Below are 23,609 nucleotides of genomic sequence, written 5' to 3' on the forward strand. Positions count from 1 at the left end.
ACGGCAGCGCTACAGATCCTGGAAGGAGCCCAGCATAAAACCGCGTTCGGCGATCGCCGCTTTCAGCGTCGGCGCGGTCAACACATCCAGCTCGACGAGGCGCGGGTGGCAGTATTTGCTCTGCAGGATCGTCGCATCGAGGAACGCCGGGTGGCACATCATTTCCAATGACTCGGCGCCCTGCTCGTCGGCGCGCGCCAACCGCTGCAGGAACAAGGCTTCGGAAATCATTTCACCGTAGAACCCCGCGTCAAACGCGTCGGTGCTGCAGGGCGTCTGCAACGCAATATCGCGCCGCTGCGCCTCTTCGCGATCGAGGCGCAGCGGCAGACCCTGCGCCTGCGCAAACGCCTCCACCAGCGGGTAAACCTGCGGCTGCATGTGCACATGGTGGTGGCTGTCGATGTGCGTTGGCGGCCTGCCGAACAGCGTCACAAACCGCGCGAACTGGCGCTGAAGCTCCTCCTGAATCTCGTCCAGCTGCAGCTCGCCGGCCTCGGCGCGGCCCCACAGCCATTTGCCCAGCTCGCCATGTTCATTGACCAGCGAAGGCATGGCGCCCAGCGGCCTGCCATGCGTCAAAACGAAATGCAGCCCGATCGGCAATCCCGGATATTGCCGGCTGAGCGCGGCCGCGTGCTGGGCGCCGCCGCCGTTCACCATCGCCGTGGTGGAGGAAACGACGCCATGCTGATACGCCTCGATGACGCCGTAGTTCTGTCCTTTGCTCAGGCCGAAGTCGTCGGCATTCACGATCAGTAGTTTTTCCATAATGGCTCCCGCAGGATGAATTTTCGGCAAGGGAAGGCCGACCGACCGGCGCGGCATTCCCCTTCTCGAAGGTAAAAATCGAATGATTAACCGGCCGGCGGCCTAAAGCTCATCGGCATATCGGCGTTGATACTGATCGGGAGCGGCCCTAAAGAGGGCCGTAACACTTTTTTCGGTAGTTGCCTGGGGTCACGTCGGTGAGCCGCTTAAAGTTTTTAATGAACAGACTGACGTCGCCATAGCCGGAATCAAAGGCGATATCGGAAACCGAATAGTTGGTGACCTCCAGCTGCGTCTTGGCGAAGTTGATGCGGATCTCGTTGATCACCTGCATCGGCGTCTTATGGTAGTAGCGCCGCATCGCCCGGGTCAGATACTCCTGGGTTTTCCCCGACAGCGCCACCATGTTCGCCAACGCCCTTTCGCCGAACATCGCCTTGTCATGCATGCCGGCCAGGGTGTTCTTCAGCCACTGCGGGATATCGTCGCCGCCGTCATTGTCTTCTTTATAATGACGAATACGGCTGATCACATAGAAGGTCAGCGTTTCGAGAAATTCGGCGAAGTCATCCTCGTGAAACTGCGGCGAACTCACCACCGATTCGATATAGGCCAAAAACTCGTTTCTCAGGCTGTAGGCCTGCGAGGCGACAAAGCAACGCGGCAGCTGTTGCAAATAGTGCTCTTCAAAGAACGCCTTGCTGACCGCCACGTTGAAGATTTTCGTCGCGCCGAATTCGTAAAAGCTCTGGTGGTAGGAGCCGATAGGGATAAAGACGAAATCCCCGCGTTCCAGCAGCACCCGCTTGCCGTTGATCTCCTGATAGCATTTGCCGCTCAGCACGATGGTGAACTCGTAATAGTCGTGCTGATGCAGCCCGGTGGCGCTTTCCACCTTGTTATAGATAAACAGGTGAAAATCTTTGCAGTTAAAGAAATCCTGCTCGCGAATCAGCTTCACGTCGCTCGCACTCAGCGAAATTCGGTTATCGGACACGGCGCCGGCCTCCCGTTAGTCAAACCCGTTGCGTCTGGCCGCCTCGGCAAACCAGTAGCCGCTTTTCTTGATGGTGCGGCGTTGATCAGCCCGATCCAACCGCACCAGACCATAACGATTCTTGTAGGCGTTCAGCCAGGACCAGCAGTCGATAAAGGTCCACAGATGATAGCCCTTGCACTGCGAACCTTCTGCCAGCGCGCGGTGCAGCCACTTCAGGTGCTCGCGAATAAAGTCGATGCGGTAATCGTCCTCCACCCGCCCATCGGCGCCGATAAACGCCTCTTCGCCCTCGACGCCCATGCCGTTTTCCGAAATATAACAGGGCAGATTGCCGTAGTTCTCTTTCAGATCCATCAGGATGTCGTACAGCCCCTTCTCGTAGATCTCCCAGCCGCGGTGCGGATTGATTTTACGGCCCGGCATTGCATAGTAACTGAACAAATCCTCCGGTGATGCGATCGGCCCCTCGGCACGACGCCCCTCTTTCGCCTGTACCCTGCGCGGCTGGTAGTAGTTGACGCCGAGGATATCCACCACGCCGCCTTCGATCAGTTGCGCATCCTGCGGCTCGCAGTAGGGCATCAGCCCATGGCGCTCCAGCAAGTGCAGCAACGCCGCCGGATAACGCCCTTTGGCGACCGGGTCGAGGAAACTGCGGTTGAGCAACAGATCGGCGTCGTGTGCGGCCTGCCGATCCTCCGGCGCGTCGGAGCGCGGATAGGTCGGGCTCAGATTCAGAATGATGCCGATGCTCCCCGGCAGCCCGCGCGCTCTGAAACGCTGCACCGCCATGGCATGCGCCAGTACGCTGTGATACGCCACGGTGACCGCCCGTTTGAAGTCCACCACGCAAGGGTAGTGCAAGTCATTCAGGTAACCGGCCTCCACCGGCACGATCGGCTCGTTGAAGGTGAACCAGTGGGTGACCCGATCGCCAAACAGACCAAAGCAGATGTCGGCGTAACGCGCATAGGCTTCGACCACCGCCCGGTTTTCCCAGCCACCGTGCTGCTGCATGCACAGCGGCATATCGAAGTGATAGAGATTGATAAACGGGGTGATGCCCTGCGCCAGCAGCTCGTCGATCATCGCGTTATAGAACGCCACCGCCTGCGGGTTCACCTCGCCGTCGCCGTCCGGGATCAGCCGCGACCACGAAATCGACGTTCTGAAGGTATTGTGACCCAGCGTTTTGAGCAGCCCGATATCGGTGCGGAAATGGTCGTAAAAGGTCGAGGCCTCGTCCGGCCCCACCCGATCGTGAAAGCGCTCGGACGCGATCTCGTACCAATAGTCGAAGATATTGCGGCTCTTGCCGTCCCGCGCGGCCGCCCCTTCAGACTGCGGCGCGGAGGTGGCGCTGCCCCACCAAAACCCGTCGGCAAATTGATATTCCATACTCGCGTTCCTCGCGGGGCGGCCGCACCGCCCCGTTCCACAGTTAGAATTTCAGCGCCTTGGCGATGTCTTCTTCGCTTTCCGTCGCCGCGTCGATCTGGCTTTGCGCCTTGTTGGAGATCGCCACGAACGGCAGATAAATCACGGTGGCGACTGCCAGGTTGAACAGGCTCAGCAACATGGCCATGATGCTGCCGTTGGTGTTGAAGAACGCCCCCAGGCCGACCGGCATGGTCCAGGGCGCGATGTTGGTGATCGGCGGGATCAGCCCGGAGTAATAAGCCAGCGAGGTGATAATGGTCAATACCGGCTGCACCAGGATGAACGGAATGAACATCACCGGGTTCATGATCACCGGCAGGCCGAACAGAATCGGTTCGTTGATCTGGAAGATGCCGGATGGCGTCGCCAGTTTGGCGACCTGGCGGTAATCTTCGCGGCGCGAGGCGATGAAGATGGCGATAATCAGACCCAGCGTCGAGCCGGTGCCGCCAAGGTAGATGTAGGAGTCGACGAACGGCTTCGCCCACATATGGAACTCTTTCCCGGCGGCCACCGCCGCTTCGACCGAACCGTATTTGTTATACAGCTCCACGTTTTCCAGCGCGAACGGCGTCATGATGCCGCTGTCCAGCGCCGCCAGCGCCATGGAGCCGTGCACCCCGAAGAACCACAGCAGCGAGGAGAACAGCACGTACACCCAGCCCACCACGCTGCCCATCTTGGCCAGCGGCGCCGAAATGCCGTCCATGATGATCTGGTGGAAGTTGGTGCCCCAGTGCGCCAACGCGAACGCCACCAGCCCCATGATGGAGAGAATGATGAAACCGGGGATCAGCGCCGAGAAAGAGCGCGACACCGACGCCGGCACGCTGTCCGGCAAGCTGATCACCCAGTTGCGCCGCACGATGAAAGCAAACATCTCAGCCACCGCCAGCCCGATCACCATACCGGAAATGATGTTGGCGCCGCCCAGCCAGTTGGCGCCCACCGCATAGGCCTCGCCGACGTTGAACGGCGTGACGGTCATGAAGGCCGCCACCGCCAGCAGCGCCGAGGCCAGCGGATCGACCTTGCGCTCTTCGGCCAACGCCATGCTGATAAAGAACGGCGTCATCAGGGACATGATCCCCAGCGTACCGTTATAAACGCTGCCGCCAATGCTCTTCAGGCTATTCAGCGTCTCTATGGTGGAGGCGTCCAACCTTACGCCCAACGAATAGAAAAACGATCCCTCGCCGAAGCTCAGGAACACGTTGTTGATCAACACGAACATCGCCCCGGTCAAGGTCAGCGGCATCAGGCGGATAAAGCCGTTCTTGATGGCGTTGACGTGGGGCTGCTTACCGATTTTTACGGCGAAAGGCAGGATAACCTTCTCGAGCGAGGCAATGAGGGTATTCACGGCGGCCTCCTGTTATTGATTGGCTTTCTTGATGGCGGCCACCGCGGCCTTCAGTACGCCCAGTCCATCGACCTTGCCGTACAGCAGCGGATCGATGACTTCAACGGGTTTATTGGGCAGCTGTTTTTGCACTTCCGGCAAGGTGTAGGCGATTTGCGGCCCCAACAGGATCAGATCCGCTTCAATGCCCTTCTCTGCGGCCAGCGCTTCCGGATAGGCGGCGATGATCACCGGCACTTCATATTTTTCGGCCTGCGCCTTCATTTTTGATACCAACAGGGAAGTGGACATACCGGCAGAACAAAACAGATAGATTTTTTTCTTTTCCATACCAAGCACCTCAGATAATCAAAAAAACCCCGTGTTATTTGTATGCCAGATGCAATCACGATTGCTTCACGCACATTCCTTATGAAAATTTCCGTCACGTTGCCCTGGTTACAGACAGTATACGGAGCATGAAAAACGGATCGGTAAGCCAGGAGGAAACACAACCGTCTCTCATTGACCTGGCGGATTGACCCCCTTCACATTTCGCATAAAAAAATAGTGTGATCGGGCTCTCAAATAACTGAAAAAAGCTCAGAATATTCGCAAAAAATACTCAAATAACAATTATAAACAGCAGGTTATGAACTCGCTGAGAATTTAAGGATTTATTTGCGCCCGAGCAAACGGCGTGGGAATAAAAATAGTTCAAGCTTGATTCGCCTACTGCCATCCGAACGCGATGGCAGGCGAGGAGGATTACACGGGCAGACGCAGCAACTCGATCACCGTGGCCAGCGCCACGGAATGGTTCCTGCGGTTGGGGTAATAGAGGTAAAAACCGGGAAACGGCGCACACCAGTCGGCCAACACCCGCCGCAGCCGCCCGCTCGCCAGGTGTTCTTCCACCTCCTGTTCGATAGCGAAAGCGATGCCGACGTGCGCCAACGCCGCCTGCAGCAACAGCCTGGCGTCATCCACGATAAGCGGGCTGTTAGCCGCCACGGAAAACCGCTGCTCGCCCTGCTGAAATCCCCATTTGTAGCGCTCGCCCGAAGAGGCCTTGCGCCAACCGATGCAGCGGTGCTGCAGCAAATCCTGCGGATGCGTCGGTTCGCCGTGCCGTTGAAAATAGTCCGGCGTGGCGACGATGGCAAAACGCAGATCCGGCGTCAGGCGCACCGCGCGCATATCGTTGTGCAGATCCTCGCCGAGCCGAATACCGGCGTCAAAGCCTTGCTCGACGATGTTGGCGAACCCCTCGTCCGCCACCACCTCCAGCGTAATGCCGGGGTACTCGCTGGCCAACCGCCCCAGATGCGGCACGATGGCGAGATCGATCGCCGAACGCGGCGCGTTGATACGCACCAGGCCGCGTGGCCCTTCGCGAAACGCATTCAGGCTCTCCAGCGCGGCGTCGATGTCGGTAAAGGCGGGCACCAACTGTGCCAGCAGATGCTCACCGGCCTCCGTCGGCGAGACGTTGCGGGTGGTGCGATTCAGCAGGCGAATGCCCACCTGCGCTTCCAATTCGCGCAGGGTGTGGGTCAGCGTCGGCGGCGTCACGCCCAATCGGGCGGCGGCACGGCGGAAGCTGCGTTCACTGGCGATAGCCACGAAGGCCGCCAGGCCGGACAATTCGGGTTTCTTCATGCTATTAATATAAATTATCTAATAGTGAGATGAATTTTTAGCGGATAGTTATCCGTCATCTAACAACATAGCATTGCGATCGAACCCATTACCAGGTATCGAAGCGATGATTAATGCTACAGCTCCAACTCATGAAACACCGCGCCGTTTGGCGGACAAAGTCGTACTGGTGAGCGGCGGCGGTACCGGTATCGGCCGCGCTGCAGCGCTGGCCTATGCCCGCGAAGGTGCCAACGTCGCGCTGGTCGGCCGTCGCGCGGCGGAAATCGAAGCCACGGCGCGCGACATCGCGCTGGCCGGCGGCGACGCCCTGCCCATCGTGGCCGACGTCTCCCAGGAAGACGATATCCGCAGGCTGCTCGCCACGGTGAGCGCCCACTACGGCCGGCTCGACGTCGCCTTCAACAACGCCGGCATCATCGGCAACTTCGCCCCCATCACCGAACAGAGCAGCGAGGATTTTGACCGCGTGATCGCCATTAACCTTCGTGGCGTCTGGCTGGCGATGAAATACGAGATTGAAACCTTCCTGGCACAGCATTCAGGCGGCGTGATCATCAACACGTCCTCCTGGCTGACCCACGGCGCGCTGGCCGGCTCATCCAGCTACTCCGCCAGCAAAGGGGCGCTCGATGCGATGATCCGCGCGGTGGCGCTCGAATACAGCGGCCAGGGCATCCGCGTCAACAACATCAACCCCGGCATCATCGACACGCCGATGGCGCGCGGCAGCGTGGCCGACAGTGCGGCGTTCGCGCCCTTTATCGCCCACACGCCCGCCGGCCGCCTGGGCGAATCGGAAGACATCGGCGATGTGGCGCTGTGGCTGGCGACGGACGAAGCCCGCTTCATCACCGGCCAAAGCCTGCTGGTGGACGGCGGTTACACCATCGCCGGCATGCGCTGAGGAGACGACGCCATGAACTACGTACGGCTTGGCGACAGTGGCCTGCAGGTGTCCCGCCTCTGCCTGGGCTGCATGACCTACGGCGATCCGGCCTGGCGGCCCTGGGTGCTGAAAGAAGATGAAGCGCGCCCCTTTATCCGCGAGGCGCTGGAAGCGGGCATCAATTTTTTCGATACCGCCAACATTTACTCCGGCGGAGAAAGCGAGCGCATTCTCGGCCGCGCGCTGAAGGCGTTCGCCCGCCGTGAAGACGTGGTGATCGCCACCAAAGCCTACTTTCCGATGGACGCGCAGCCGAACAGCCGCGGACTGTCGCGCAAGCACCTGCTGCACAGCGTCGACGCCTCATTGCAGCGGTTGGGGACGGATTATCTCGATCTGTTCGTGCTGCACCGCTTCGACACCGAAACGCCGATCGAAGAAACTGCCGACACCCTCGACGGCCTGGTGCGGGCGGGCAAAATCCGCTATCTCGGCGCCTCTTCGCTGCACGCCTGGCGCCTGATGAAAATGCTGGCCTTTCAACGTCAACACCGCCTGGCGCCGTTTATTTCGCTGCAAAGCCAATACAACCTGGTGACGCGTGAAGACGAAGAGGAGCTGATCCCGCTGTGTCTGGAGGAGGGCCTTGGCCTGACGCCCTGGTCGCCGCTGGCCCGCGGCGTACTGGCCGGTTCCGGCAGTGGCGGCACGCTGCGCGCCGCCACCGACGAACAGGTCCCCCGTTGGTATAACGGCAGAAACGAGGTAGAGCGCACCGTCGATGCGGTAGCGGAGGTGGCGGCCGCGCGCGGCGTTCCACCGGCGCAGATCGCGCTGGCCTGGCTGTTGGCCAGACCCGGCGTGACGTCACCGCTGGTGGGCATGTCCAAGCCGCATCATCTGCAGGATGCGCTGGCAGCGCTCACCCTCAGGCTATCGCCGGAAGACGTCGCCGCACTGGAGGCGCCAATGGCACAGGCTGCCCGCCCCGAGCGCTGGTAGCTCCTTTTCCCCCATTCCCGGAGAGAAACATGTCATACGCTGTTATCGCGCGAGCGGCGTTGTTCACCCTCGCTACCGCACTCACTCTTAGCCCACCGGCGCAGGCAGCCGTCAGCGCAGACTGCGCAGAAAGCAGCATAACGCTGCCGTCCGGCGCGCTTTACCCCAACGGCATCGCCCGCGCAGCGGACGGTACGCTGTATGTCGGGCTGATCACCAGCGGCAACGTGCTGCGCAAACGGCCGGGTAAAGCGTGGGAAACCTTTTTCCCCGGTGCTGACACGGTGTTCGCCTCAAATGCGCTGCGGCTGGACGAACGGCGCGGGCTGCTGTGGGGCAATTCGCCGGACTTTCTCTCCGGCGGCAAAGCGCGCGCCAACCGCATCTATGCGCTGAACGTCGCGGATGGCACCCTCAACCGCAGCCTGGCGCTGCCGGCGGGAGAAATGGGCAACGATATCGTGCTCGGCGCAGACGGCACGGTGTACGTAACGGAAACCCGCGGCGGCGGCATCCTGCGCCTGCGGCCGGGCGAAACGGCATTCAGTACGCTGTATCGGTATCCGCAATTGGCGGCTCCCAGCGGGTTGGGGGCCGCCGGGATCGTGCTGCTCGACGACCGGCTGATGGCAGTCGCCAATTTCGGCACCGGTAAGCTCTACACCCTCAGCTATAACGATCCAAAGCCGCAGTTGACGGAAATGCAGCTGCCGCGCCTCATCGAAAACCCGGACGGGATGGGATTGGCGCCAGACGGCGCGCTGATCGTGCTGGAAAACGGGATCCTGAGCGGCCAAGGGCGGATCCTGCGGATCCCGTCACCCAAGGCGGCAGGGATGCACCAACTTGAGGTCTTGCGCGAAGGCATGGAGTCGCCGGTCAACCTGACTATCACCCCACAAGGCTGCGCCTTCGTCAGCGAGTCGCGCATCCGCCACCGTCTGCTGCCCGGCCATGAAACCGAAGTGCCCGACAGTTTCCGCCTCTATCAACTGCCCCTGCCTCTCACCGCCGCGCAATAAAGTCGCCCCCCACTGCGGGCGGCGACTTGCGTTGTTGCCCGCAGGCAAACGACAATCTCGCTGCGTTACAAACCGGCCTTGCGCAGCGCTTCCCATTTTTACCTGTGACAGCCGATTGCCCGCTGGGCTAGTATAAGCGTCTGTGCAAACCTTGGGTTTGAGCGCGCCGTTTGGCGTTTTGATGATTTGATTTGCGCCGCCCGGCAAGCGCTAAAAGGGGTGGCGCCTGCTGAAACAATGTGATAGCGAATGACGACAATGAAAATCACAATGACCTTTACATTCAATGGATTGGAAAAATAATCGCATGAATAGCACCGATAAACTCGATTCGCACACGCCGATGATGCAGCAGTACCTGCGCCTCAAGGCCCAGCATCCTGAAATCCTGCTGTTCTACCGCATGGGCGACTTCTACGAGCTGTTTTACGACGACGCCAAGCGCGCTTCCCAACTGCTGGATATCTCGCTGACCAAACGCGGCGCCTCGGCGGGTGAACCGATCCCGATGGCCGGCGTGCCGCACCACGCGGTAGAGAACTACCTGGCCAAGCTGGTGCAGCTCGGCGAGTCCGTCGCCATCTGCGAGCAGATCGGCGATCCGGCCACCAGCAAAGGGCCGGTCGAGCGCAAAGTGGTGCGTATCGTCACCCCCGGCACCATCACCGACGAAGCGCTGCTGCAAGAACGCCAGGACAACCTGCTGGCGGCGATCTGGCAGGATGCGCGTGGCTTCGGTTATGCCACGCTGGACGTCAGCTCCGGCCGCTTCCGCGTCGCCGAGCCGCAGGATTTGGAAACCATGGCTGCCGAGCTGCAGCGTACCAATCCAGCCGAGCTGCTCTACCCGGAAACCTTCGAACAAATGGCGCTGATCGAACAACGCCACGGCCTGCGCCGCCGCCCGCTGTGGGAATTCGAACTGGAGACCGCACGCCAGCAGCTCAACCTGCAGTTCGGCACCCGCGACTTGACCGGTTTCGGCGTCGAGCAGTCACATCAGGCGCTGCGCGCCGCCGGCTGCCTGCTGCAATACGTCAAAGATACCCAGCGTACTTCGCTGCCGCATATTCGCGGCATCACTATGGAGCGCCAGCAGGACGGCATCATCATGGACGCCGCAACCCGCCGCAACCTGGAACTGACGCAGAGCCTGTCCGGCGGCAACGACAACACGCTGGCGGCGATCCTCGATCGCACGGTCACGCCGATGGGCAGCCGCATGCTGAAACGCTGGCTGCACATGCCGACCCGCGATATCAAGGTTCTCACCGCCCGCCAACAGGCGATCGGCGCATTGCAGGAGCTGTTCGCCGATCTGCAGCCTTCGCTGCGCCAGGTGGGCGATCAGGAGCGAATTTTGGCGCGCCTGGCGCTGCGTACCGCGCGTCCGCGCGATCTGGCGCGCATGCGTCATGCTTTCCAGCAACTGCCGGACATCCGCGCGCTGCTGCAAGACGTGGACACCCCGCACGTGCAGCAGTTGCTGTCGCAGGTGGGCCAGTTCGACGAGCTGCGCGAGCTGCTGGAACGCGCGGTGATTGAATCGCCGCCGGTATTGGTGCGCGACGGCGGCGTGATCGCCCCCGGTTACAACAGCGAGCTGGACGAGTGGCGCGCGCTGGCCGACGGCGCCAGCGACTACCTCGACCGGCTGGAGATCCGCGAGCGTGAAAAGCTGGGGCTGGATACGCTCAAGGTCGGTTTTAACGGCGTACACGGCTACTATATTCAGGTGAGCCGCGGCCAAAGCCACCTGGTGCCGATTCATTATGTACGCCGCCAGACGCTGAAAAACGCCGAGCGCTACATCATCCCGGAATTGAAAGAGTACGAAGACAAAGTGCTCACCTCCAAGGGCAAGGCACTGGCGATCGAGAAAAGTCTGTACGACGAGCTGTTCGATCTGCTGCTGCCGCACCTGGCGGAACTGCAGCAAAGCGCCGCCGCACTGGCCGAGCTCGACGTGCTGGCCAACCTGGCCGAGCGCGCTGATACCCTGAACTACGCTTGCCCGACCATGAGTGAGCAGCCGGGGATCCGCATTACCGAAGGTCGCCACCCGGTGGTGGAGCAGGTGCTGAGCGAACCGTTTATCTCCAACCCGCTCACCCTGTCGCCGCAGCGCCGCATGCTGATCATTACCGGCCCGAACATGGGCGGTAAAAGCACCTATATGCGGCAAACGGCACTGATCGTGCTGATGGCGCACATCGGCAGTTACGTCCCCGCCACCAAGGCCACTATCGGCCCAGTGGATCGCATCTTCACCCGCGTCGGCGCGGCGGACGATCTGGCTTCCGGCCGCTCCACCTTCATGGTGGAGATGACCGAAACCGCCAACATCCTGCACAACGCCACCGAGCACAGCCTGGTGTTGATGGATGAAATCGGCCGCGGCACCTCCACCTACGACGGCCTGTCGCTGGCCTGGGCCTGCGCCGAGAACCTGGCTAACCGTATCAAAGCGATGACGCTGTTCGCCACCCACTACTTCGAACTGACGACGCTGCCGGAGAAAATGGAAGGCGTGGTCAACGTGCATCTGGACGCGCTCGAACATGGCGACACCATCGCCTTCATGCACAGCGTGCAGGACGGTGCCGCCAGCAAAAGCTATGGCCTGGCGGTCGCCGCACTGGCCGGCGTGCCGCGCGACGTCATCAAGCGCGCCCGCCAGAAGCTGCGCGAGCTGGAGTCTATCTCCAGCCACACCGCATCGGGCAGCGTCGATGCCACCCAGATGACGCTGTTGCAGGAAGAGACCTCGCCGGCGGTAGAAGCCCTGGAGGCGCTGGATCCGGATTCCCTGTCGCCGCGCCAGGCACTGGAATGGATCTACCGGCTGAAAAATATGGTGTAGCCTGGCGCCAAACGCGGGCATAAAAAAACGGTGAGCATCATGCTCACCGTTTTTATTTGATGCGGTTCAACAACCGGCGTTATTCGCGGAACAGCGCCTCAATGCTCAGCCCCTGCATCTGCAGAATCTCACGCAGACGGCGCAGACCTTCAACCTGAATCTGACGGACGCGCTCGCGCGTCAGGCCAATCTCCCGGCCTACGTCTTCCAGCGTCGCCGCTTCATAGCCCAGCAGGCCGAAACGACGCGCCAACACTTCACGCTGTTTGGCGTTCAGTTCGAACAACCATTTGACGATGCTTTGCTTCATATCGTCGTCTTGCGTGGTGTCTTCAGGCCCGTTGTCCTTCTCGTCGGCCAGAATGTCCAGCAGCGCTTTCTCCGAATCCCCGCCCAACGGCGTATCCACCGAGGTGATGCGCTCATTCAGGCGCAGCATGCGGCTGACGTCATCCACCGGCTTGTCGAGTTGCTCGGCAATCTCTTCAGCGCTCGGTTCATGATCCAGCTTGTGGGAAAGCTCGCGCGCGGTGCGCAGATAGACATTCAGTTCTTTGACGATATGGATAGGCAAACGAATAGTACGGGTTTGGTTCATGATCGCCCGTTCAATCGTCTGACGGATCCACCAGGTTGCATAAGTGGAGAAGCGGAAACCGCGTTCCGGGTCGAATTTTTCCACTGCGCGAATCAGACCGAGGTTACCCTCTTCGATCAGATCCAGCAGCGCCAGACCGCGGTTGCTGTAGCGGCGGGCGATTTTCACCACCAGCCGCAGGTTGCTTTCAATCATGCGGCGGCGGGACGGCACGTCACCGCGCAGAGCACGCCGCGCAAAATAGACTTCTTCCTCTGCGGTCAGCAGAGGTGAATAACCGATCTCACCCAGATAGAGCTGCGTCGCATCCAATACGCGTTGCGTAACGCCTTGAGACAACAGCTCTTCTTCCGCTAAATCGTTCTCGCTGGCCTCTTCTTCTACCAGCGCTTTTTCATCAAACGACTCAGCCTCAGCTCCATTCTCGTCGAAATCCGCATCATCATGTAACTCGTTAACTTTCAGCGTATTTTGGCTCATATGCTGCTCCTACCCGTGATACCGCGAGCAGAATCTCAGCGTATTCTGCCCAATCTATCGCTGCGGAAGATAACGCAGCGGGTTTACGGATTTCCCCTTGTAACGAATTTCAAAATGCAAACGTACTGAACTGGTACCGGTGCTACCCATGGTGGCTATTTTTTGACCCGCCTTCACTTCTTGTTGTTCCCGGACCAGCATTGTGTCGTTATGAGCGTAGGCGCTCAGGTAATCATCATTGTGTTTGATGATGATTAGATTACCGTAACCCCGTAAAGCGTTGCCGGCATACACTACGCGACCATCGGCGGTAGCGAAGATAGGCTGCCCACGGGAACCGGCGATATCGACGCCCTTATTCCCACCTTCTGATGAGGAAAAGTTATCAATAATCTTACCGTCAGTCGGCCATCTCCAGGTACTGACCGGAGAACTGTTGCTGACGGTGCTGCTCACGGGTGGAGCGGCTTCCGGTGCGGTAACAGGCGCAGTCGCGGTCCCAACCGCTACAGCACCCGCTGCAGGTAACATCTTACCTACATTCTGTTTACCCGAGTTTTCAGAATACGCGTTAGTTGATTGAGAATCAACCGTTGCCGTCTGGATCTGGGTGCTGGAAGGTGGCTTCGGAACGCCGCCTTTGGTCGCGTCTGTCGTCGCCAGCATGCCGCCGCCGCCGTTGGCAGAACCATTACCAAGCTGAATGGTTTGGCCAACATTCAGGCTGTATGGCTCAGGGATATTGTTGCGCTGCGCCAGGTCGCGGAAATCGTTGCCGGTGATCCAGGCGATGTAAAACAGCGTGTCGCCGCGCTTGACCGTATAGGTTTCACCGCCGCTGTAGCTCCCTTTAGGGATAGCGTTATAACTGCGGTTATAGACAATGCGGCCCTCGGGGCTGGCCTGCTGCACCCCGCCATTGTTATTGCCGGATGGAACGGCACCGCCGCCACCCACGCTGCTGATAGGGGCTGACGTCGAGGCATTGTTCGTACAACCCGCCAACCACAAACTTACCATCGTACACACCGCTACCCGGCGTAACGTAATCATTGGGCTTCCCGTGCTCATGCTTCCCCCATGACAGCAATATCAGTGATATATCCAAAATACCCTTTACATCGTAGCCGAGCTTTTGCCACTTCCCAGTCCCTGCGATGTAAAGGCGCCGCCGGCCGATCCCTGAACGCCAGGTCATCTCCCGCCGGAGCATCAAAACGCGCGCCAATGCTAACCACATTGGCATTGCCGCACCATAAGACAACTACGTAGAAAGGCCAATTCTAGTGAAAATTAGCCTGATTGGAACGAGAAAACCTTATCCGGACGTGATGAAAGTGCAACAGATTTTGCAGACGGTCGAAAAATCAGACAATCGCTAGGCCAATTCGCCTTTCACCAGCGGGACAAAGCGCACCGCTTCTACCGCATCGACAACGAACTCGTTGCCATGGCGTTGAATGCGTTTGAGGGTTTGGGCCTGCTCGCCCACCGGCAACACCAAAATGCCGCCGTCGTCCAATTGTTCCACCAGCGCCTGCGGGATCTCCGGCGGCGCGGCGGTGACGATGATCGCATCGAACGGGCCACGCGACGCCCAGCCCTGCCAGCCGTCGCCGTGGCGGGTGGAAACATTATGAAGATCGAGCTGCTTCAGGCGGCGCTTGGCCTGCCACTGCAACCCCTTGATGCGTTCGACGGAACAAACGTGTTGTACCAGATGCGCCAGGATAGCGGTCTGATAACCGGAACCGGTGCCGATCTCCAGCACCCGTGAAGTGGGATTCAAATTCAGCAGCTCGGTCATCCGCGCCACCATATAAGGCTGGGAAATGGTCTGGCCGGAGCCGATCGGCAGCGCGGTGTTTTCGTAGGCCTTATGATCCAGCGCTTCGTCGACAAAACGCTCGCGCGGCACCGCTTCGATCGCCCGCAGCAGCTTTTCGTCCCGGATCCCCTGCTGCCGCAGCTGCGTCAGCAATGTTTGCATACGCTTGTTCACCATTCCCCGCTAACCTCTGCCTTGGTTAACCATGTTTTCACGACTTCCTGCGCCGCGTAGGCGGTCAAATCCACCTGCAGCGGCGTGATCGCCACATAGCCTTGTTCCACCGCCGCAAAGTCGGTATCCGGCCCGACATCAAATTTATCACCAGGCGGCCCGATCCAGTAGAGATTTTGTCCGCGCGGATCCTGCTGGCAGAAGACCTTATCGGCGGGATGGCGGCTGCCGCAGCGGGTAACGCGCAGGCCTTTAATCTCCGCCAGCGGCAGATCCGGTACGTTGATATTCAGTATTTTTCCGGTACGCAACGGCTCACGCTGCAACGCGCGCAGGATACGGCAGGTAATGACGGCGGCGGTCGCATAGTGCTGGTGGCCGTTCAACGACACCGCCAACGCGGGCAGCCCCAGATGCCGGCCCTCCATCGCCGCCGCGACGGTGCCGGAATAGATGACGTCGTCGCCCAAATTCGGTCCGGCGTTAATGCCGGAGACCACGATATCCGGTGCCGGGTGCATCAGTGCGTTGACGCCAAGATAGACACAATCGGTCGGCGTCCCCTGCAGCACCGCAATATCGCCGTTGGCCAGCGTCTGCGTGCGCAGCGGCGATTCCAGCGTCAGGGCATTGGAAGAGCCGCTGCGGTTACGATCCGGCGCCACGACCTGCACCTCGGCGAACTCCCGCAGCGCCGCCGCCAGCACCTGAATGCCCGGGGCGCTGACGCCGTCATCGTTACTCAGCAATATCCGCATCACTGTCATCCTGCTGCATGATCTCGCGAACTACGCTGGTGGCAAAGCTGCCCGCCGGCAGCCAGAAGCGCAGTTCCACGGTAACCTCATCCCACCAGTTCCACAGCATATTTTGCGGCTGCAACAGCAGGGCCCGACGAGCGGGTTCGACACGCTCGCGCTTTAAAAGCGTAAGCAATTCCTGCTGCTCCGCCAAGCATTGTTGTTCAAATGCCAACGCGCTGCCGGCGGTGCCCGGCTCGCCGTCGCCCGGCAACGTCGCGGTGATAACCAGCTCACCGGCATCCAACCGCTGTTGCAGCGTCTCCAGCTCATCGGCCTTGGCGACGAACCAACTGCCGCGGCCGCTCAGCTGCAGGGCGTCCCCTTCCAGTACCGTGCGCTGCAGGCCATCGGCCAGGCGCCTGCTCGCGACCTGATTAAACAGCGCGCTGCGGCTGGCGGACAGGTAGAAACTGCGTTTGCTGCGCTCTTTGACGCGGATTTCGTCGTTCGCCCAGCGGCGCGCCATCACCAGATTGTTGCCGCCACGGCCGAAACGCTGGCTGCCGAAGTAGTTCGGCACACCATGCGCAGCGATGGCCTGCAGACGGCGCTCTACGTCCTGACGATCGGAAATCTGGCGCAGCACCAGCGTAAAGTGGTTGCCCTTCAGGTTACCGATGCGCATTTTACGCAGGTGGCGGGCGAACGAAAGCACCTCGCAGCCTTCCAGCGCAAACTGGGAGAAATCCGGCGTGTCCTTGCCCGGCATGTGCAGGCAGAACCACTGTTCGGTCACCGCATGGCGGTCTTTCAACCCCGCATAGCTGACCGAACGAGCGTGAATACCGGCGAAGCGCGCCAGATAGTCGGCCACGAACTGGGTATTGCAGCCGTTTTTACGGATGTTCACCAGCACATGCTCGCCTTCGCCGTCCGGCGCAAAGCCCAGGTCTTCCACCACCACGAAATCTTCCTGATTGGCTTTCAACACCCCGGTGCTCTGCGGCCGGCCATGCAGCCAGGTCAGATTCGCCATATCCATGCGGTTATTCCTTGATCAGCAAGGCGACCGCTTCGCAGGCGATGCCCTCGCCGCGCCCGGTGAAACCGAGCTGCTCGGTGGTCGTGGCCTTCACGTTGACGTCATCCATATGGCACTGCAGATCTTCCGCCAGGAAGACGCGCATCTGCGGGATGTGCGGCGCCATTTTCGGCGCCTGAGCGATAATGGTGATATCGAGGTTACCGAGGCGGTATCCTTTGGCGCGAATGCGTTTCCAGGCTTCGCGCAGCAGCTCGCGGCTGTCGGCGCCTTTGAACGCCGGATCGGTATCGGGGAACAGTTTGCCGATATCGCCCAGCGCCGCCGCGCCCAACAGGGCATCGGTCGCGGCGTGCAGCGCAACGTCACCGTCCGAGTGGGCCAGCAAACCTTTGTCGTAAGGGATGCGAACGCCACCGATCACCAACGGGCCTTCGCCGCCGAATTTATGTACGTCAAAACCGTGACCGATACGCATGATGCGCTCCTTAATTGTCTAACTGAGTCAAATAGAACGCCGCCAGCGCCAAATCCTCCGGCCGCGTTACTTTAATGTTGTCCGCCCGGCCGGCGATCAGCTGCGGATGATAACCGCAATGCTCCAGCGCCGAGGCTTCGTCGGTGACGTTCGCACCTTCATCCAGCGCGCGCTGCAGGCACTGCTTGAGCAGCGGCAGCGGAAACAGCTGCGGCGTCAGCGCGTGCCACAGATCCTGCCGTTCGACGGTGTGGGCGATGGTTTCGCGGCCGGGTTCGGCGCGTTTCATGGTGTCACGCACCGGCGCGGCGAGAATGCCGCCGACCTTGCTGTGTGCGGTGATCGCCAGCAGGCGCTCGAGATCGTCGGCGTGCAGGCAGGGGCGTGCAGCGTCGTGCACCAGCACCCAGTCCGCATCGCCCGCCAGTTTAAGTCCGGCCATCACCGAATCGGCGCGCTGTTTGCCGCCCTCAGTGACGGTCACCCGCGGATCCTGGGCGATCGGCAACTGTTCGAACTGGCGATCTTCCGGGCCGATCGCCACGATCACCCGCTCGATGCGCGGATGACGCAACAGGGCATGGATAGCGTGCTCGACGATACTGTGTCGGCCAATGGTTAAATATTGCTTCGGGCATTCCGCCTGCATGCGGCTGCCGATACCGGCAGCGGGCAGGACGGCAATCACCGAGGGAAAGGTGCCTGCGGAGTGATTCATGCGTTATTTTTGTGCGTTATTTTGCGAGGAAGACGCCGCGTTGCGTCTGGATTGGTCAGGAACCAGACGATAGAAAGTCTCACCGGGCTTGATCATGCCCAGCTCATTACGTGCTCGCTCTTCGATCGCTTCCTGACCGCCGTTCAAATCATCGATTTCGGCAAACAGCTGATCGTTACGCGCTTTCAACTTGGCGTTGCTACCCTGTTGGACCGCAACATCTTCATTGACTCGCACGTAATCGTGAATACCATTTTTGCCCAGCCACAGTGAATACTGTAACCAACCGAGCAATGCCAGCAATAGCAGCGTAAGTTTTCCCATCTCCGCCCCCTGAAAAACCGACCAATCATCCCACAACTTCTCGTTGGACTCCACACTGAGAGCGGCATTTCAACGCCAAATTCAGAATACGGATGAAGGGTTCCCGAGTTTATTGCCTAATTCCGCGGTGAAAGCGGCAAAAAAAGCCCCTTTTGCCCGGCACGCGCGGCGCATTTTCCGATGAGACACACACTGCCCCTCCCCCATTATGCAGCAAGAACCACTGCATCGCCGCTTGCTGACCCATCGCTTACGCCAAAACAACGTCAAAAGTGAATATTTAACACCATAGAAAGAATAATTCTCCTGCGGTGGTTGCACTTTCATTCATTGGGGCTTATTTTTATGCACTCATAGTGCATAAATAATTCCAATATATAACCATTCATTATCGGGGATCGCGATGTTAAAACGTTTAGTTCTGATCGGCGCCTGCCTGGCCGCCACCTTCTCCACCGCCGTATTGGCGGCTGAACCTACCTACGTCGTCGGCTCCGGCGGCACCTATCGGCCGTTTGAGTTTGAAAACAGCCAAAAGCAGCTGGAAGGTTTCGACATCGACATCATCAAAGCGGTAGCCAAGGCCGAAGGTTTCCAGATCAAACTGATCAATACGCCATGGGAAGGGATCTTCGCCACGTTGAATTCCGGCGATCGCGATATCATCATTTCCGGCATCACCATCACCGACAAGCGCAAGCAAATGGTTGATTTCTCGGCGCCATACTTCCCGGCCGAGCAGGCTATCGTGGTGCCGCAAGACTCGACGGTAGACTCTATCGCCGCGCTGAAAGCGCTGAAGGTCGGCGTGGTGAACTCCAGCACCGGCGACATCGTGGTGTCCGATGTGCTGGGCAAAAACAGCACTGCCATCAAGCGCTTCGACAATACCCCGCTGATGCTGCAGGAGCTGTATGAAGACGGCATCGGCGCGGCGGTCGGCGACGTCGGCGTGGCCAAGTTCTACATCAAAACCCACCCTGAGAAAGCCTTCAAGCTGGTACCCGACGCCAAGTTCGAGCGCCAGTATTTCGGCATCGCCGTCGCCAAAGGCAACGACGAACTGCGCAACAAGATCAACGCCGGCCTGAAGAAAATCGTCGCCGACGGCATCTACGCCAAGATCTACCAAACCTGGTTCGACAGCAACGTACCGACGCTGCCGGCGGAATAATGCCCTGTCGCCGGCGCCCACCAGGCCGCCGGCGCACCACCGTTTCAGCCTACCAAGAAGGAACACCCTTTGAACTTCCGCTGGGAGATCATCCAGGAATACGCGCCGCTGTTTATGGAAGGCGCCTGGATGACCATCAAATGCACCATTATCTGCGTGCTGCTGGGCACCACCTGGGGATTGATCCTCGGGCTGGGCCGTTTGGCGCAGGCGCCGCACGGCATCTGGAAACCCATCCTGCATTACGGCGTTCAGTGGCCGGTGCGCATTTACATCAGCGCCTTTCGCGGCACGCCGCTGTTCGTACAAATCATGGTCGTGCATTTCGCTCTGGTGCCGCTGTTCATCAATCCGCGCGACGGCCTGCTCGTCACCAGCGGCCTGATGAGCGTCGATTTCGCCCGTGCGCTGCGCGCCGACTACGGTGCCTTTCTTTCCTGCGTGGTGGCAATCACGCTCAACGCCGGAGCCTATGTGTCGGAGATCTTCCGCGCCGGGATCCAATCGATCGATCGCGGCCAGATGGAGGCTTCGCGTTCGCTGGGTATGAGCTACGGCAAGACCATGCGACAGGTTATCTTGCCGCAGGCCTTCCGCCGCATGCTGCCGCCGCTGGGCAACAACGCCATCGCTATCGTCAAGGATTCGTCGCTGGCCTCCGCCATCGGCCTGGCGGATCTGGCCTATGCCGCCCGTACCGTCTCCGGCGCCTACGCCACCTATTGGGAGCCCTACCTGACCATTTCGCTGGTCTATTGGGTCATCACCTTCCTGCTTTCGCTGCTGGTGCAACACATGGAAAAGAGGTTCGGTAAAAGTGATTCGCGTACATAACCTGCAAAAACAGTTCGGCGAGAGCCACGTGCTGCGCGGTATTTCCTGCCAGATCGCCGCCAACGAAGTGGTGTGCGTCATCGGCCCTTCCGGCTCGGGGAAGAGCACCTTCCTGCGCTGCATCAACGCGCTGGAAACGCTCTCCGGCGGCGAGATCGAGGTGAATGGCTTCGCCATCCACGATCAGAAAACCGATCTGAACAAAATGCGTGAAAGCGTGGGCATGGTATTTCAGCGCTTCAACCTGTTCCCGCACATGACGGTGTTAGAAAACATCATCATGGCGCCGGTAAGCGTGAAGAAACTGCCGCGCGCCGAAGCCATTACGCAAGCTGAACAGCTGCTGCGCAAGGTCGGCCTGCTCGACAAGATTGACGCCTATCCCAACAGCCTGTCCGGCGGCCAGCAGCAGCGGGTGGCGATCGCCCGCGCGCTGGCGATGGAGCCGAAGATCATGCTGTTCGACGAACCGACCTCCGCGCTCGATCCGGAGCTGGTGGGCGAAGTGTTGGCAGTGATGAAATCGCTGGCCCACGAGGGCATGACCATGGTGGTGGTAACGCATGAGATGGGCTTTGCCCGCGAGGTGGCCGACCGGGTGCTGTTTATCGATCAGGGGATCATTCAGGAAGAAGGGGTGCCGCAGCAGATCTTCAGCCATCCGACCAATCCGCGCACTCAGGCATTTCTAAGCAAAGTTTTGTAACCTTCGGCACCGCTTTGCAATCCTTCGGGCGCCGGCATCGGCGCCCGCTCTCTTACCACCCGGTCAGGAAGCTGAACACCAGCCAGAACAGGCACAGCACAATGGTGCCGGTCAGCAGCAGCGTCAAAATCAGACGACCGCGCAACAGCATGCTGAGGGTGATGCCGATCAGCACCGACAGCGGCATCAGCGCCAGGAAGAATGGCCAGGTATAGAGCAGGAAAAACAGCGTGTTGGAACCGTAAACCAGAAACGGCAACGCGAACGCCAGCCAGTAGAAAACAAAGCCGCTAACGCCGCCCAGGAAAGAATAAGAAGGCTCCTCTCTCTCCTGTTTTGACTGCTTGGCGTCGATCAAGATAGGCGTGACATTTTGCATAGTGATCCCTGGTTATTCGGCTCGCTCTGCGGCGGCTTAGAGTAAAAAGCGCATGGCGAAAAACGCCACACGCTTTTTTTGAATTCAGGGTTTGATAATAGCCTGACCACGCAACACGTCTAACAATTGCGCAATCAAATTTGTTACCAATTGTTGGCCATCGAGGTGGATTTCCGGCTGCTGCGGCGCCTCGTAAACCGCGTCGATGCCGGTGAAATTGCGCAGCTCGCCGGCACGCGCTTTTTTATACAATCCCTTCGGATCGCGCGCCTCGCAGATCGCCAACGGCGTGTCGACGAACACCTCGATAAAGCGCTCGTCGCCGAGCATCTCGCGCACCATTTGCCGCTCGGCGCGGTGCGGCGAAATGAACGCGGTCAACACCACCAACCCGGCATCCACCATCAGTTTGGCCACTTCCCCCACCCGGCGAATATTCTCGCGCCGATCCTCGTCAGAGAAACCGAGATCGCGGCACAGACCGTGGCGCACGTTATCGCCGTCCAGCAGATAGGTGCTGACGCCGAGCCCATGCAGCGCCTGCTCCAACGCGCCGGCGACGGTGGATTTGCCCGAGCCGGACAGCCCGGTAAACCATAGCACCGCGCCACGGTGACCGTTGCGCGCTTCGCGATCCGCGCGCGTCACCGCGTGCGGATGCCAAACCACGTTCTCATCATCCGGCCCGGTCGCCCTCAGTTCAGCGGCCACCTTATCGGCCACCGAGCAGATCGCGTGCGCCCCAGTGCGGGAAGTGCTTGCGCACCAGCGCATTCAGCTCCAGCTCGAAGGCGCTAAATTCGCCGCGTGCCGCCGATGCGGCCTGAAGCGTTTCACGCACCAGCCCGGCGCCCACCGTGACGTTGCTCATACGATCGATGAAGATCAGCCCGCCGGTGTCGTGATTGCTCTGATAGCTGTCCAGCATCAGCGGCTCGTCGAAGGTCAGCTCCACCAGGCCGATACCGTTGAGCGGCAACGTGTCGGCCGGGTGTTGCGCCAGCGTGTTGATCTCCACCTGATGGCGGATGCTCTCCACGCGTGCGCGGGTCTTTTTACCGGCGATTTTGATGTCGTAGCTCTGACCCGGCACCAGCGGCTGCTCGGCCATCCATACCACGTCCACCCGCGCGCTCTGCGCCGCCTGCAGGCTTTCGCCGGCGTCGACCAGCAAATCGCCGCGGCTGATGTCCACTTCATCCTTCAGCACCAGCGTAATCGCCTCGCCCGGCACCGCTTCTTGCAGATCGCCGTCGAAGGTCACGATGCGCGCCACGCTGGACTCCACGCCGGAAGGCAGCACTTTAACCCGTTGCCCCACCCGCACCACGCCGGCGGACAGCGTGCCGGCATAGCCGCGAAAATCGAGGTTCGGGCGGTTGACGTACTGCACCGGGAAGCGCAGCGGCTGATTTTCTCGCTCGCTGACCACGTCCACGCTCTCCAGCACTTCCAACAGCGTCGGGCCGCTGTACCACGGCATATGGGCGCTTTCGCTCGCCACGTTGTCACCGTCCAGCGCCGACAGCGGTACGAACTTGATATCCAGATCGCCTGGCAACTGCTGGGCGAAGGTCAGGTAATCCTGTTTGAACTGCTCGAACACCGCTTCCTGGTAGCCCACCAGATCCATTTTGTTCACCGCCACCACCAGATGGCGAATGCCCAGCAGGGTCGCGATAAAACTGTGGCGGCGAGTCTGATCCAGCACCCCTTTGCGCGCGTCGATCAACAGGATCGCCAGATCGCAGGTGGAGGCGCCGGTGGCCATATTGCGGGTGTACTGCTCATGCCCTGGGGTATCGGCGATGATAAATTTGCGTTTTTCGGTCGAGAAATAGCGATAGGCTACGTCGATGGTGATGCCCTGCTCGCGCTCGGCCTGCAGGCCGTCCACCAGCAGCGCCAGATCGAGCTTCTCGCCCTGGGTGCCGATGCGTTTACTGTCGCTGTGCAGCGTCGACAGCTGATCCTCGTAGATCTGGCGCGTATCGTGCAGCAGGCGGCCGATCAGGGTGCTTTTGCCGTCATCGACGCTGCCGCAGGTCAGAAAACGCAGCAGGCTCTTGTGCTGCTGCGCGTGCAGGTAAGATTCGACGCCGCCCTGGTCAGCGATTTGTTGTGCAATTGCGTTGTTCAT

General features: G+C 60.0%; 24 protein-coding genes. 7 read left to right on the forward strand and 17 right to left on the reverse strand.

Annotation, left to right across the window (positions count from 1 at the left end; genetic code table 11):
- Window positions 1–9: 9 nt before the first annotated feature.
- From chbG to FHU12_RS17765, 6 genes are all read right to left on the reverse strand, one after another.
- A complete protein-coding gene (chbG, locus tag FHU12_RS17740; RefSeq protein ID WP_141970882.1) occupies window positions 10–771 on the reverse strand; it encodes a chitin disaccharide deacetylase in 762 nt (253 codons plus the stop codon).
- Window positions 772–919: 148 nt separating this feature from the next.
- Window positions 920–1,768 (reverse strand): transcriptional regulator ChbR, encoded by an 849-nt coding sequence (gene chbR / locus FHU12_RS17745; protein WP_141970884.1) that lies wholly within the window; start codon window positions 1,766–1,768, stop codon window positions 920–922.
- Window positions 1,769–1,783: 15 nt separating this feature from the next.
- Window positions 1,784–3,169, reverse strand: a complete 1,386-nt coding sequence (gmuD, locus tag FHU12_RS17750) for a 6-phospho-beta-glucosidase GmuD (protein WP_141970886.1) — start codon at window positions 3,167–3,169, stop codon at window positions 1,784–1,786.
- A 43-nt stretch (window positions 3,170–3,212) separates the two neighbouring features.
- Window positions 3,213–4,574: a PTS N,N'-diacetylchitobiose transporter subunit IIC gene (gene chbC, locus FHU12_RS17755; RefSeq protein WP_016929034.1), complete on the reverse strand. Its 1,362-nt coding sequence runs from the start codon at window positions 4,572–4,574 to the stop codon at window positions 3,213–3,215.
- Window positions 4,575–4,586: 12 nt separating this feature from the next.
- Complete coding sequence (locus tag FHU12_RS17760) at window positions 4,587–4,904, reverse strand: PTS sugar transporter subunit IIB (protein WP_033641898.1); 318 nt, start codon at window positions 4,902–4,904, stop codon at window positions 4,587–4,589.
- A 417-nt stretch (window positions 4,905–5,321) separates the two neighbouring features.
- Window positions 5,322–6,215, reverse strand: a complete 894-nt coding sequence (locus FHU12_RS17765) for a LysR family transcriptional regulator (protein ID WP_141970888.1) — start codon at window positions 6,213–6,215, stop codon at window positions 5,322–5,324.
- 106 nt (window positions 6,216–6,321) lie between these two features.
- On the opposite strand from FHU12_RS17765, the gene FHU12_RS17770 reads away from it, so the two are divergent.
- The 4 genes from FHU12_RS17770 to mutS all read left to right on the forward strand — a co-directional run bounded on the left by FHU12_RS17770 (window position 6,322) and on the right by mutS (window position 11,991).
- Window positions 6,322–7,122: an SDR family NAD(P)-dependent oxidoreductase gene (locus FHU12_RS17770; RefSeq protein WP_168186778.1), complete on the forward strand. Its 801-nt coding sequence runs from the start codon at window positions 6,322–6,324 to the stop codon at window positions 7,120–7,122.
- Window positions 7,123–7,134: 12 nt separating this feature from the next.
- The gene (locus FHU12_RS17775) at window positions 7,135–8,106 is read left to right on the forward strand and encodes an aldo/keto reductase (RefSeq protein WP_141970890.1); all 972 of its coding nucleotides are present in this window, start codon (window positions 7,135–7,137) and stop codon (window positions 8,104–8,106) included.
- A gap of 29 nt (window positions 8,107–8,135) precedes the next feature.
- Entirely contained in the window at window positions 8,136–9,128 is a 993-nt protein-coding gene (locus FHU12_RS17780) for a Vgb family protein (RefSeq protein WP_260440737.1), read from the forward strand.
- A gap of 307 nt (window positions 9,129–9,435) precedes the next feature.
- The gene (gene mutS, locus FHU12_RS17785; protein WP_141970893.1) at window positions 9,436–11,991 is read left to right on the forward strand and encodes a DNA mismatch repair protein MutS; all 2,556 of its coding nucleotides are present in this window, start codon (window positions 9,436–9,438) and stop codon (window positions 11,989–11,991) included.
- Between the two features lie 79 nt (window positions 11,992–12,070).
- Here the strand turns inward: mutS and rpoS are convergent, their stop codons facing one another.
- The 8 genes from rpoS to ftsB all read right to left on the reverse strand — a co-directional run bounded on the left by rpoS (window position 12,071) and on the right by ftsB (window position 18,376).
- The gene (gene rpoS, locus FHU12_RS17790; protein ID WP_019455119.1) at window positions 12,071–13,069 is read right to left on the reverse strand and encodes an RNA polymerase sigma factor RpoS; all 999 of its coding nucleotides are present in this window, start codon (window positions 13,067–13,069) and stop codon (window positions 12,071–12,073) included.
- A gap of 54 nt (window positions 13,070–13,123) precedes the next feature.
- Window positions 13,124–14,122, reverse strand: a complete 999-nt coding sequence (nlpD, locus tag FHU12_RS17795; protein WP_185742326.1) for a murein hydrolase activator NlpD — start codon at window positions 14,120–14,122, stop codon at window positions 13,124–13,126.
- Window positions 14,123–14,447: 325 nt separating this feature from the next.
- Window positions 14,448–15,074 (reverse strand): protein-L-isoaspartate(D-aspartate) O-methyltransferase, encoded by a 627-nt coding sequence (locus FHU12_RS17800; protein ID WP_141970897.1) that lies wholly within the window; start codon window positions 15,072–15,074, stop codon window positions 14,448–14,450.
- Window positions 15,068–15,829 carry a 5'/3'-nucleotidase SurE gene (surE, locus tag FHU12_RS17805; RefSeq protein ID WP_087762916.1) on the reverse strand — a complete coding sequence of 254 codons (762 nt, stop codon included), beginning with the start codon at window positions 15,827–15,829 and terminating at the stop codon, window positions 15,068–15,070. Before surE ends, FHU12_RS17800 begins: the two co-directional genes overlap by 7 nt.
- Complete coding sequence (gene truD / locus FHU12_RS17810; protein WP_141970901.1) at window positions 15,810–16,856, reverse strand: tRNA pseudouridine(13) synthase TruD; 1,047 nt, start codon at window positions 16,854–16,856, stop codon at window positions 15,810–15,812. Before truD ends, surE begins: the two co-directional genes overlap by 20 nt.
- Before the next feature lie 4 nt (window positions 16,857–16,860).
- The gene (gene ispF / locus FHU12_RS17815; protein ID WP_004932594.1) at window positions 16,861–17,334 is read right to left on the reverse strand and encodes a 2-C-methyl-D-erythritol 2,4-cyclodiphosphate synthase; all 474 of its coding nucleotides are present in this window, start codon (window positions 17,332–17,334) and stop codon (window positions 16,861–16,863) included.
- Window positions 17,335–17,344: 10 nt separating this feature from the next.
- Window positions 17,345–18,052 (reverse strand): 2-C-methyl-D-erythritol 4-phosphate cytidylyltransferase, encoded by a 708-nt coding sequence (ispD, locus tag FHU12_RS17820; protein WP_102985439.1) that lies wholly within the window; start codon window positions 18,050–18,052, stop codon window positions 17,345–17,347.
- Window positions 18,053–18,055: 3 nt separating this feature from the next.
- Window positions 18,056–18,376 (reverse strand): cell division protein FtsB, encoded by a 321-nt coding sequence (ftsB, locus tag FHU12_RS17825; RefSeq protein WP_021505314.1) that lies wholly within the window; start codon window positions 18,374–18,376, stop codon window positions 18,056–18,058.
- Window positions 18,377–18,779: 403 nt separating this feature from the next.
- On the opposite strand from ftsB, the gene FHU12_RS17830 reads away from it, so the two are divergent.
- The 3 genes from FHU12_RS17830 to FHU12_RS17840 all read left to right on the forward strand — a co-directional run bounded on the left by FHU12_RS17830 (window position 18,780) and on the right by FHU12_RS17840 (window position 21,090).
- Window positions 18,780–19,550 (forward strand): basic amino acid ABC transporter substrate-binding protein, encoded by a 771-nt coding sequence (locus FHU12_RS17830; protein WP_141970903.1) that lies wholly within the window; start codon window positions 18,780–18,782, stop codon window positions 19,548–19,550.
- 114 nt (window positions 19,551–19,664) lie between these two features.
- Entirely contained in the window at window positions 19,665–20,384 is a 720-nt protein-coding gene (locus tag FHU12_RS17835) for an amino acid ABC transporter permease (RefSeq protein WP_042706788.1), read from the forward strand.
- Window positions 20,368–21,090, forward strand: coding sequence for an amino acid ABC transporter ATP-binding protein (locus FHU12_RS17840; protein WP_141970905.1), 723 nt, complete (start codon window positions 20,368–20,370; stop codon window positions 21,088–21,090). The genes FHU12_RS17835 and FHU12_RS17840 overlap by 17 nt, the downstream gene beginning before the upstream one ends.
- Window positions 21,091–21,142: 52 nt before the next feature.
- Here FHU12_RS17840 and FHU12_RS17845 read toward each other — a convergent pair whose 3' ends face one another.
- The 3 genes from FHU12_RS17845 to cysN form a co-directional block, all read right to left on the reverse strand.
- Window positions 21,143–21,469 carry a DUF3561 family protein gene (locus FHU12_RS17845; protein ID WP_025301616.1) on the reverse strand — a complete coding sequence of 109 codons (327 nt, stop codon included), beginning with the start codon at window positions 21,467–21,469 and terminating at the stop codon, window positions 21,143–21,145.
- An 84-nt stretch (window positions 21,470–21,553) separates the two neighbouring features.
- A complete protein-coding gene (gene cysC / locus FHU12_RS17850; RefSeq protein WP_141970908.1) occupies window positions 21,554–22,243 on the reverse strand; it encodes an adenylyl-sulfate kinase in 690 nt (229 codons plus the stop codon).
- Window positions 22,182–23,609 carry a sulfate adenylyltransferase subunit CysN gene (gene cysN, locus FHU12_RS17855; protein WP_141970910.1) on the reverse strand — a complete coding sequence of 476 codons (1,428 nt, stop codon included), beginning with the start codon at window positions 23,607–23,609 and terminating at the stop codon, window positions 22,182–22,184. Before cysN ends, cysC begins: the two co-directional genes overlap by 62 nt.

The sequence above is a fragment of the Serratia marcescens genome (assembly GCF_006715005.1).
GTDB lineage: Bacteria > Pseudomonadota > Gammaproteobacteria > Enterobacterales > Enterobacteriaceae > Serratia > Serratia montpellierensis.

Excerpts from the sequence above, each read along its gene's own strand:
- ftsB (WP_021505314.1), bottom strand. The coding sequence starts at position 18,376 with ATGGGAAAACTTACGCTGCTATTGCTGGCATTGCTCGGTTGGTTACAG.
- FHU12_RS17800 (WP_141970897.1), bottom strand. The coding sequence starts at position 15,074 with ATGGTGAACAAGCGTATGCAAACATTGCTGACGCAGCTGCGGCAGCAG.
- FHU12_RS17830 (WP_141970903.1), top strand. The coding sequence starts at position 18,780 with ATGTTAAAACGTTTAGTTCTGATCGGCGCCTGCCTGGCCGCCACCTTC.
- FHU12_RS17765 (WP_141970888.1), bottom strand. The coding sequence starts at position 6,215 with ATGAAGAAACCCGAATTGTCCGGCCTGGCGGCCTTCGTGGCTATCGCC.
- FHU12_RS17845 (WP_025301616.1), bottom strand. The coding sequence starts at position 21,469 with ATGCAAAATGTCACGCCTATCTTGATCGACGCCAAGCAGTCAAAACAG.
- mutS (WP_141970893.1), top strand. The coding sequence starts at position 9,436 with ATGAATAGCACCGATAAACTCGATTCGCACACGCCGATGATGCAGCAG.
- chbG (WP_141970882.1), bottom strand. The coding sequence starts at position 771 with ATGGAAAAACTACTGATCGTGAATGCCGACGACTTCGGCCTGAGCAAA.
- ispD (WP_102985439.1), bottom strand. The coding sequence starts at position 18,052 with ATGAATCACTCCGCAGGCACCTTTCCCTCGGTGATTGCCGTCCTGCCC.
- nlpD (WP_185742326.1), bottom strand. The coding sequence starts at position 14,122 with ATGATTACGTTACGCCGGGTAGCGGTGTGTACGATGGTAAGTTTGTGG.
- ispF (WP_004932594.1), bottom strand. The coding sequence starts at position 17,334 with ATGCGTATCGGTCACGGTTTTGACGTACATAAATTCGGCGGCGAAGGC.
- FHU12_RS17780 (WP_260440737.1), top strand. The coding sequence starts at position 8,136 with ATGTCATACGCTGTTATCGCGCGAGCGGCGTTGTTCACCCTCGCTACC.
- cysN (WP_141970910.1), bottom strand. The coding sequence starts at position 23,609 with ATGAACAACGCAATTGCACAACAAATCGCTGACCAGGGCGGCGTCGAA.
- cysC (WP_141970908.1), bottom strand. The coding sequence starts at position 22,243 with ATGCGCTGGTGCGCAAGCACTTCCCGCACTGGGGCGCACGCGATCTGC.
- surE (WP_087762916.1), bottom strand. The coding sequence starts at position 15,829 with ATGCGGATATTGCTGAGTAACGATGACGGCGTCAGCGCCCCGGGCATT.
- FHU12_RS17770 (WP_168186778.1), top strand. The coding sequence starts at position 6,322 with ATGATTAATGCTACAGCTCCAACTCATGAAACACCGCGCCGTTTGGCG.
- gmuD (WP_141970886.1), bottom strand. The coding sequence starts at position 3,169 with ATGGAATATCAATTTGCCGACGGGTTTTGGTGGGGCAGCGCCACCTCC.
- FHU12_RS17760 (WP_033641898.1), bottom strand. The coding sequence starts at position 4,904 with ATGGAAAAGAAAAAAATCTATCTGTTTTGTTCTGCCGGTATGTCCACT.
- FHU12_RS17775 (WP_141970890.1), top strand. The coding sequence starts at position 7,135 with ATGAACTACGTACGGCTTGGCGACAGTGGCCTGCAGGTGTCCCGCCTC.
- FHU12_RS17835 (WP_042706788.1), top strand. The coding sequence starts at position 19,665 with ATGGAAGGCGCCTGGATGACCATCAAATGCACCATTATCTGCGTGCTG.
- truD (WP_141970901.1), bottom strand. The coding sequence starts at position 16,856 with ATGGATATGGCGAATCTGACCTGGCTGCATGGCCGGCCGCAGAGCACC.
- rpoS (WP_019455119.1), bottom strand. The coding sequence starts at position 13,069 with ATGAGCCAAAATACGCTGAAAGTTAACGAGTTACATGATGATGCGGAT.